Source organism: Streptomyces sp. NPDC059564, assembly GCF_042735575.1.
Taxonomy (GTDB): Bacteria; Actinomycetota; Actinomycetes; order Streptomycetales; family Streptomycetaceae; genus Streptomyces.
Genome location: NZ_JBHWBP010000332.1, coordinates 1 through 8,502, shown reverse-complemented (window position 1 = coordinate 8,502; position 8,502 = coordinate 1). Strand labels below are relative to the sequence as shown.

Genomic DNA, 8,502 nt, shown 5'->3' with positions numbered 1-8,502 from the left:
ACCCCTCCGGCGCCCGCACCGACGTCAGCCGCGCCAGCAACTCACCCACCACCCCCACCGCCGCCCCCGCGTCCCGCTCCGCGAGCACCGACAACGACCGCGCCCCGTCCAGCCGCTCCAGCAACAGCGTCCCCGTCGGCGCGTCCCACTCCAGCAGCCGTACGCAGCCCCGCCCGCCCCACGCCCGCAGCGCCACCGGCTCCCCCACGCTCTCCTCGTCCGGAACCAGCAGCTTCAACGCCGCCTCCGTCCCGTCCGCCCGCACCACCGGCAGCACCAGAGCCGTCATCCCGTGCATCCCCGGTCCCGCCACCCGAAGCCCCCACCGCTCCAGGAACTCCGCCACCCGCCCCGGCAACCCGGCGATGAACTCCCGCCCCACCGCCCCGTTGAACCGCAGCCGCGCCTCGACCAACCCGTCCGGAATCCCGATCACGCCGCCGACCCTAGGCCCCGGCCCCGGCCCCGGCCCCGACGCCGGCCGCCTCCAGCGTCCGCGCGAACGCGGCCGCGTCGAACATCGACCCGTCCTTCGTCCCCACCGGCTCGCCGTCCACCAGCACCGCCGGCGTCCCCCGCATCCCCGTCGCCTCGAAGGCCCGCTCGGCCTCCCCGGCCCACCCCGCGTACGTCCCCTCCGCGACGGCCTTGTCGAACGCCGCCCCGCGCAGCCCCGGCACCCGGTCCGCGATCCGCAGCAACAGCCCGTCGGTGAACTTCCCCTTCGGCTGACTCGCGAAGACCGCCGCGTGGTACTCCGCGAACCTCCCCGCGTCCACCGACGCCCGCAGCGCGTTCACCGCCTTCACCGAACCGCTCGCCCCGCCCCGGTCGAGGAAGGACGCCAGCAGGTACTCGATCCGCACCTTCCCCTCGTCCGCCAGCTTCAGCAGCGTCTCCCCGCCCGCCGCCTCGAACTTCGCGCAGTACCCGCACCGCGGATCCACCAGCACCCGCACCGTGCGCGGCGCCTCCGCCTTCCCGACGACCACCTTCGCCCCGTCGACCACGGCCGGCAGCTTCGCCAGCCGGTCCGCGATCGGGCTGGTCCGCACCTCCGCCGCGGCCGAAGGGGACGACGCCCCCTCGTCCCCCGCCCCGCAGCCGGCCACCGCACCGCCCAGCAGCACCGCCGCCGCCACCGCCGCGACGACCCGTCCCGCGCGCCCTGCCCTCCGTACGCCCACCACCACCGGAAACCCTCTCCATAAAAAACGCATAAACCCTAAAACCGACAAACTCCCTCCGACACCCTACGCAACCGCCCCACCCGCCCACATCGGCCATCCGGCCCGCCAACACCCCCCGAAACACGACACCCCGCCCCTGGACACCCCTCGAACACCCCGTGTACCAACTCCCCCATGACGATCAACGGCGGCATCTCCTTCTGGTACGCGACCGACACCACCGCCCCCCGGCCACCCCGCGCCCCCCTCACCACCGACGCCACCGCGGACGTCGTCATCGTCGGAGGCGGCTACACCGGCCTGTGGACCGCGTACTACCTCAAGCGCGCCGCCCCCGACCTCCGCGTCACCGTCCTGGAGCAGAAGTTCTGCGGCTACGGAGCCTCCGGCCGCAACGGCGGCTGGCTCTACAACGGCATCGCCGGCCGCGACCGCTACGCCGCCCTCCACGGCCACCAGGCCGCCCTCCGCCTCCAGCACGCCATGAACGACACCGTCACCGAGGTCATCAAGGTCGCCGCGGCCGAACGCATCGACGCCGACATCCACCACGGCGGCGTCCTCGAAGTCGCCCGCACCCCCGCCCAGCTCACCCGCCTCAAGGCCTTCCACGCCGCCGAACTCGGCTTCGGCGAGAGCGACCGCGTCCTCCACGACGCCACCGACACCCGCGCCCTCATCGACATCGCCGACGCCGTCGGCTCCACCTGGACCCCGCACGGCGCCCGCGTCCACCCCCTCAAGCTCCTCCGCGGCCTCGCCGCCGCCTGCGAACGCCTCGGCGTGGTGATCCACGAATCCACCCCCGTCACGGAACTCGCCCCCCGCCGGGCCGTCACCCCCTACGGCACCGTCCGCGCCCCGTACGTCCTGCGCTGCACCGAGGGCTTCACCGCCGCCCTCAAGGGCCAGAAGCGCACCTGGCTCCCCATGAACTCCTCGATGATCGTCACGGCCCCGCTCCCCCCGTCCACCTGGGAAGCCCTGAACTGGTCGGACTCACAGCTCCTCGGCGACATGGCCCACGCCTACATGTACGCCCAGCGCACCGCCGACGACCGCATCGCGATCGGCGGCCGCGGGGTCCCGTACCGCTTCGGCTCCCGCACGGACAACGACGGCCGCACCCAGCCCGCGACGATCTCGGCCCTCACCACCCTCCTGACCTCCTTCTTCCCGGCCCTCACCGGTACGGAGATCACCCACGCCTGGTCGGGCGTCCTCGGCGTCCCCCGCGACTGGTGCGCCACCGTCACCCTGGACGCCACCACCGGCCTCGGCTGGGCGGGCGGCTACGTCGGCTCCGGCGTGGCCACCGCCAACCTCGCCGCCCGCACCCTGCGCGACCTGGTCCTCGGCGACAGCACCGACCTGACCACCCTCCCCTGGGTCCACCACCGCGTCCGCCGCTGGGAACCCGAACCCTTCCGCTGGCTCGGCGTCCACGCCCTCTACGCCGCCTACCGCGAGGCGGACCGCCACGAAACGACCACCCACCGCCCCACGACAACCCCGCTGGCCCGCCTGGCAGACCGCATCTCGGGCCGCGGCTGAAGGCAACACAAAAGGCCCCGGGCCATCGCCCGGGGCCTTCCACTTCTGCACGAATTCTCTTGATCAGCAAGCCTCTGACCTGCAGCGGAGCCCCCTGTCGGATTCGAACCGACGACCTACGCATTACAAGTGCGTTGCTCTGGCCGGACTGAGCTAAGGAGGCATGACACGCACACGAACCCACCGCGCGCGAAACCGCCATCACTCTACACAGCGGTCGATTCGGTGGGCCATCAGGTTTGAAAGCCTCCCGTAACCACCGGCCGGTACGACAATCCGGGCTCCCGGGTGCTGACAGGACGCGTCCCGCCGGGTAGCGTCGGGCGGAGTCCAGCTGGCTGGACTAGACCTTCCACTCGGATCGTCCGGCACGTTCCTGCCGGTAGAAGGGATACACCACCATGGCTTCTGTCACCTTCGACAAGGCGACCCGCCTCTACCCGGGCGGCGACAAGCCCGCCGTCGACCAGCTGGAGCTGGAGATCGAGGACGGCGAGTTCCTCGTCCTCGTCGGCCCCTCCGGCTGCGGCAAGTCCACCTCCCTGCGCATGCTCGCGGGCCTGGAGGACGTCAACGGCGGCGCCATCCGCATCGGTGACCGCGACGTCACGCACCTGCCGCCCAAGGACCGGGACATCGCGATGGTGTTCCAGAACTACGCGCTGTACCCGCACATGACCGTCGCCGACAACATGGGCTTCGCGCTCAAGATCGCCGGTGAGGACAAGGCCACCATCCGCCGCAAGGTGGAGGAGGCGGCGAAGATGCTGGACCTGACCCAGTACCTGGACCGCAAGCCGAAGGCCCTGTCCGGCGGTCAGCGCCAGCGCGTGGCGATGGGCCGCGCCATCGTGCGCAAGCCGCAGGTCTTCCTCATGGACGAGCCGCTGTCGAACCTCGACGCCAAGCTCCGCGTGTCCACCCGTACCCAGATCGCCGCGCTCCAGCGCGACCTGGGCATCACCACCGTCTACGTCACCCACGACCAGGTCGAGGCCATGACGATGGGCGACCGCGTGGCGGTCCTCAAGGACGGTCTGCTGCAGCAGGTGGACACCCCGCGCAACATGTACGACCGCCCCGCGAACCTGTTCGTCGCCGGGTTCATCGGCTCGCCGGCCATGAACCTCGTCGAGGTCCCGATCACCGACGGCGGTGTGAAGTTCGGCGAGAGCGTCGTCCCCGTCTCGCGCGAGGCGCTGTCCGCCGCCGCCGACGCGGGCGACCGCACGGTGACGGTCGGCGTCCGCCCCGAGCACTTCGACGTCGCCGGCACGGGCGGCCTGACCATCACGGTCAACGTGGTCGAGGAACTGGGCGCGGACGGCTACGTCTACGGCAGTGCCGCGCTCGGCGCCGACAAGGCGCAGGACATCGTGGTGCGCGTGGGCGGCCGTCAGGTGCCGGAGAAGGGCACGACGCTGAACGTGGTGCCGCGTGCGGACGAGATCCACGTGTTCTCGACGTCTTCGGGCGTGCGCCTCTCCGGCTGACGTCCGGCGGGTGAGTGAGGGGCGTCCCGCCAAGGGGCGCCCCTTCCGCGTCAGTTGCGGCCGCCGCGTCATGAACCCCGGCAGACCGGGCCATTCGGCCGCACCCGTCAACCCTTAATTCGAAAAGTCACGTCGAACCATCCCCCGACCGGGTGACTAAATGTCGCCAAATCTTCACCGAGCGCTACTCTCGCCCTCGTGACCCACACTGCCCGCCGTATCGGCCGTTCCCTCGCCCTGGTCCTGCCCGTCGTCCTGGTCCTGTCCGGGACCCTCGCGGTCACGATGGTCCCCTGGGCGGACAACTCCCCTTCCCAGATCCTGACCGCGTCCGCCGAGGACGTGTCCGTCCCCGCGAAGCCGCGCGCCGCGCAGGACGTGCTGCGCGAAAAGCTGCTCGGTGAAATCCGGCAGGGCGACGAGCCGGGTGACGTCCTGACGCACCTCCAGCAGGAGGTCGACAAGCGGCCTTCGCTGGCCGAGCACTGCGTGGGCATCGCGCGGGCGTTGGGCCGGGCAGCGGTGGACGCGTACGGGCCGACGAAGGCGCAGTCCTTCGCGCGTCCGGTGTGCGACACCGCGTACGCGTCCGGCGTCGCCTCGATGGGCTGACCGCCCGCCGCGCCTGCCTCCGCCGGGGCAGGGGCCGTCCCTACGCTGGCGGCCATGAGCGAAGCACCCGCCGGACCCCCTGTGCCCCCCGTTCCGCCCCAACCCTTCGACAGCGCGGCCGCGTTCCCGGCCCCGCCCACCCAGGCCGTGGTCCTGGCGGGCGGCCAGGGTTCGCGGCTGCGTCCGTATACGGACGACCGGCCGAAGCCGATGGTGGAGATCCCGGGGACGGGGCTGCCGATCATCGGGCACCAGCTGGCGTGGCTGGCGGCGGAGGGGGTCACCGATGTCGTCGTCTCCTGCGGGCACCTGGCGGAGGTGCTCCAGGAGTGGCTGGCCCGGACCCCGTTGCCGCTGCGCGTGACGACAGTGGTGGAGGAGGAGCCGTTGGGGCGGGGCGGCGGCCTCAAGTACGCGGCCCGCAGGCTGCCTTACGGTGACCGGCCCTGGTACGCGACCAACGGTGACGTGTGGACGCGGTTCCCGCTGCGCGAGATGGCGGCCTTCCACGAGGAGCGGGGGGCGGTGGCGACGCTGGCGCTGGCGCGGCCGCGGATGCCGTGGGGGGTGGTGGAGACGAACGAGTTCGGGCAGGTGCTGGATTTCATCGAGGCGCCGCAGTCGCCGTATCCGGTCAATGCGGGGGTGTACGTGTTCGCTCCCGAATTCGCGTCCCTGCTGCCGGATTTGGGGGACCACGAGCGGACGACGTTCCCGCACCTGGCGCGCGAGCGGCGGCTGGCGGGCTTCCCGCTGCCCCAGGGGGCCTACTGGCGGGCGATCGACACGGCGAAGGACCTGACCGAGGCGGCACGGGAGTTGGCGGCGCAGAACGCCACCTGAGGCCCCGCACACGCCTTTCTGTACGTCGCCTCGTGTCCCGGTACGCGGAAGGGCCCGGCGCGCTCGTGAGCGTGCCGGGCCCTTCGGGTGGTCGGGGCGGGGTCAGCCGAGGAGGCCTCCGACGAGGCCGGGCTTCTTGGCCGGGGTGTCCCCGCCGCTGCTGCGGGTCCCGGAGGAGGCCGGCGGCTGCTGCGGGCTGGACTGCCTCGGGGTGCTGCTGCGCGGGGTCTGGCTGCTGCCGGTGCCGCCCTTGGTGGCGCTGGGTGCCCCGGAGCCGGTGCCGGCGCTCTCGCGGGTGGTGGTGCCGGTGCGGGCGGGCTTCGCGGAGGGTGAGGCGGGGGCGGAGGCGGCGGGCGAGGCCGGCTTCGAGGGCTGCTGCCTGGCGGGCTGGCCGGGCTGCTGGGCGGGGGTCCGCGGCAGGGGGCTGCCGGGCAGGTAGTTGCTCGGGGCCTGGCCGGGGCCGGGGACGGTGACGACGGTGCTGGAGCGGACGGCCCCGCCGAGGAGGGAGCCGATGAGCAGGGTGAGTCCGCAGACGACGGTGGCCATGACGGCTCCGCGCCGCAGGACGCGCCTGCGCAGCCGCCAGACTTCGGTGCGCGGGCCGAGCGTGCGCCAGGCCTCGCCCGCGAGCCGTCCGTCGAGGGAGTAGACGGGGGCGCCCGCGATGATCAGGGGGCTCCAGGCGGCCAGGTAGATGATGTCGGGCGCGTCGTAGGCGGGGACGGTCTTCCAGCTCACCGTCATCAGCAGCGCGGCGGACAGCAGGGCCCCGATGCAGGCGGCGAAGCGCTGCCACAGCCCGAAGACCGTCAGGACGCCCACGATGACCTGGAGGAAAGCCACGCTGAGGCCGGCCCCCACGGGGTGCGCGAGCGCGAAGTCCCGCAGCGGTTCGGCCAGCGCCCAGGGGTGCAAGGTCTGGAGCCAGGTGACCATGGAGCCGCGTTCGCCGCCGTCGAAGTAGACGGGGTCGCACAGCTTGCCCATGCCGGCGTAGACGGAGATGAAGCCGAGGAAGACGCGCAGCGGGAGCAGGACCACGCCGAGGTTCATCCGGCGGCCGGGGTAGTAGGAGGCCTGGGCGCGGGGGTCGGCGGGGCCGCGCCGGGTGTCGGGGCCCGTTTCGGGGCCGCTGCCGGGGTACCGGTCGGCGTACTGCTCGTACGGCAGGTCCGGTACGGCGGCGATCGGGCGGGTTTCGTCCGGGTCGCCGTAGGTGCGCTGGCCGATGACGGTGGGGGTGACGAGGGTGTCGTCGGCGAGGTCGTGGGCGAGGTCGACCCGGGGGATGGTCTGGGTGGCGCCGCCGTCGTACTCGTCGTTCCCGCGGCCGGCCTCCCGCACGGCCTGGAGGAGCCCGCCCATGGCGGCGGCGTCGCCGGGGGCGGCCTTGCCGCTCCAGACGACGGGGGCCCGGCGGCGGGTGGCTCCGGCGGCGGCGACCACGGCGGCGCCGAGTACGGGCGCGCGGCCGGGGGCGTTCGCGGGCTTGGAACGCGCGCTCGGGCTCGGTGCGAGCCGCACGCGGAAGCTGGCGTGGTTGACGATGACCTGTGCGGGGTCGCACGGCACCTTGACCATGCTCAGCGCGGGCTGGTCGTCGAACCCTGACGTTCTGGTGTCCACACTCATCTAACCGAGTGATGAGTGTTTAGGACACTGCCTTGACAGCAGGGATCTGTCCGAGACCCGTCAAGATCAAGTCACCCCGCCCGAAAGGGGCGGGGTGACACGCTCACGGGTCACTTCGCGTGAGCCGGATGGTTCAACCGACGGGTGCGGATCAGACCCGGCCGGCGTCGGCGCGGCGGCGCGCGGCCTCGTAGAGCACGACGCCCGCGGCGACGCCGGCGTTGAGCGATTCGGCGCCGCCCGGCATCGGGATGCGGACGAGGTAGTCGCAGTTCTCGCCGACGAGGCGGCCCAGGCCCTTGCCCTCGGAGCCGACGACGATGACGACGGGACCGGCGAGCTCGGCGAGGTCGTTGACCGTGTGCGTGCCCTCGGCGGCGAGGCCGACGATGGTGATGCCGGCCTTCTTGTAGTCCTGGAGGGCGCGGGTCAGGTTGGTGACGCGGGAGACCGGGGTGCGGGCGGCGGTGCCGGCGGAGGTCTTCCAGGCGCCGGCGGTCATGCCGGCGGCGCGGCGCTCGGGGATGACCACGCCGTGGCCGCCGAAGGCGGAGACGGAGCGGACGATGGCGCCGAGGTTGCGGGGGTCGGTGACGCCGTCGAGGGCGACGATCAGCGGGTCCTCGCCGTTGTCGTACGCGGCGGCGGTGAGGTCCTCCGGGTGCGCGTACTCGTAGGGCGGGACCTGGAGGACCAGGCCCTGGTGGTTGAGCCCGTTGGTCATGCGGTCGAGCTCGGGGCGCGGGGCTTCCATCAGGTTGATGTTGCCGCGGTCGGCAGCGAGCTTGAGGGCGTCGCGGACGCGCTCGTCGTTGTCGATGAACTGCTGGACGTAGAGGGTGGTGGCGGGGACTCCGTCGCGCAGCGCCTCGAAGACCGGGTTGCGGCCGACGACCATCTCGCTGGAGCCCTTGACGCCGCCGCGGCGGGGGGCGGGGCGGCGCTTGGCCGCCTGCCGGGCCATGGCGTTGCTGATGCGGTTCGCCTTGTGCTTCTTGCGGTCCTCGGCTTTGGGCGTGGGGCCCTTGCCTTCCAGGCCCTTGCGCCGCTGGCCACCGCTGCCGACCGTGGCGCCCTTCTTGTTGGACGTGCGGCGGTTCCTGCGCTGGCTGTTCCCGGCCATGACCTCTACCTGTTTTCGTTGGTGCTGCGATATGTACGTATGAAGAGTGTGC

8 protein-coding genes and 1 tRNA gene are annotated in these 8,502 nt (G+C 72.5%); 4 read left to right on the top strand and 5 right to left on the bottom strand.

Features of this window, described 5'->3' with window-relative positions:
* Together ACFV0Q_RS33965 and ACFV0Q_RS33960 are read right to left on the bottom strand one after the other, a co-directional pair.
* Nucleotides 1-436 (bottom strand): aminoglycoside phosphotransferase family protein (locus ACFV0Q_RS33965; protein ID WP_385010736.1); only part of this gene is annotated, 436 nt, incomplete at its 3' end.
* A gap of 10 nt (nt 437-446) precedes the next feature.
* Nucleotides 447-1,190, bottom strand: a complete 744-nt coding sequence (locus ACFV0Q_RS33960; protein ID WP_385010734.1) for a DsbA family protein — start codon at nt 1,188-1,190, stop codon at nt 447-449.
* A 174-nt stretch (nt 1,191-1,364) separates the two neighbouring features.
* On the opposite strand from ACFV0Q_RS33960, the gene ACFV0Q_RS33955 reads away from it, so the two are divergent.
* Complete coding sequence (locus ACFV0Q_RS33955) at nt 1,365-2,744, top strand: NAD(P)/FAD-dependent oxidoreductase (protein WP_385010732.1); 1,380 nt, start codon at nt 1,365-1,367, stop codon at nt 2,742-2,744.
* Between the two features lie 88 nt (nt 2,745-2,832).
* Here the strand turns inward: ACFV0Q_RS33955 and ACFV0Q_RS33950 are convergent.
* Nucleotides 2,833-2,907: transfer RNA gene (locus ACFV0Q_RS33950), tRNA-Thr, on the bottom strand.
* 238 nt (nt 2,908-3,145) lie between these two features.
* On the opposite strand from ACFV0Q_RS33950, the gene ACFV0Q_RS33945 reads away from it, so the two are divergent.
* The 3 genes from ACFV0Q_RS33945 (at nt 3,146) to ACFV0Q_RS33935 (ending at nt 5,692) form a co-directional block, all read left to right on the top strand.
* Nucleotides 3,146-4,237, top strand: coding sequence for an ABC transporter ATP-binding protein (locus tag ACFV0Q_RS33945; RefSeq protein ID WP_385010730.1), 1,092 nt, complete (start codon nt 3,146-3,148; stop codon nt 4,235-4,237).
* 198 nt (nt 4,238-4,435) lie between these two features.
* Nucleotides 4,436-4,849, top strand: a complete 414-nt coding sequence (locus ACFV0Q_RS33940; RefSeq protein ID WP_385010728.1) for a hypothetical protein — start codon at nt 4,436-4,438, stop codon at nt 4,847-4,849.
* Nucleotides 4,850-4,903: 54 nt separating this feature from the next.
* Nucleotides 4,904-5,692 (top strand): NDP-sugar synthase, encoded by a 789-nt coding sequence (locus tag ACFV0Q_RS33935; RefSeq protein WP_385010726.1) that lies wholly within the window; start codon nt 4,904-4,906, stop codon nt 5,690-5,692.
* 102 nt (nt 5,693-5,794) lie between these two features.
* Here the strand turns inward: ACFV0Q_RS33935 and ACFV0Q_RS33930 are convergent, their stop codons facing one another.
* Nucleotides 5,795-7,327, bottom strand: coding sequence for a DoxX family membrane protein (locus ACFV0Q_RS33930; protein WP_385010725.1), 1,533 nt, complete (start codon nt 7,325-7,327; stop codon nt 5,795-5,797).
* 151 nt (nt 7,328-7,478) lie between these two features.
* Nucleotides 7,479-8,450, bottom strand: a complete 972-nt coding sequence (gene rlmB, locus ACFV0Q_RS33925) for a 23S rRNA (guanosine(2251)-2'-O)-methyltransferase RlmB (protein ID WP_385010723.1) — start codon at nt 8,448-8,450, stop codon at nt 7,479-7,481.
* Nucleotides 8,451-8,502 lie beyond the last annotated feature (52 nt).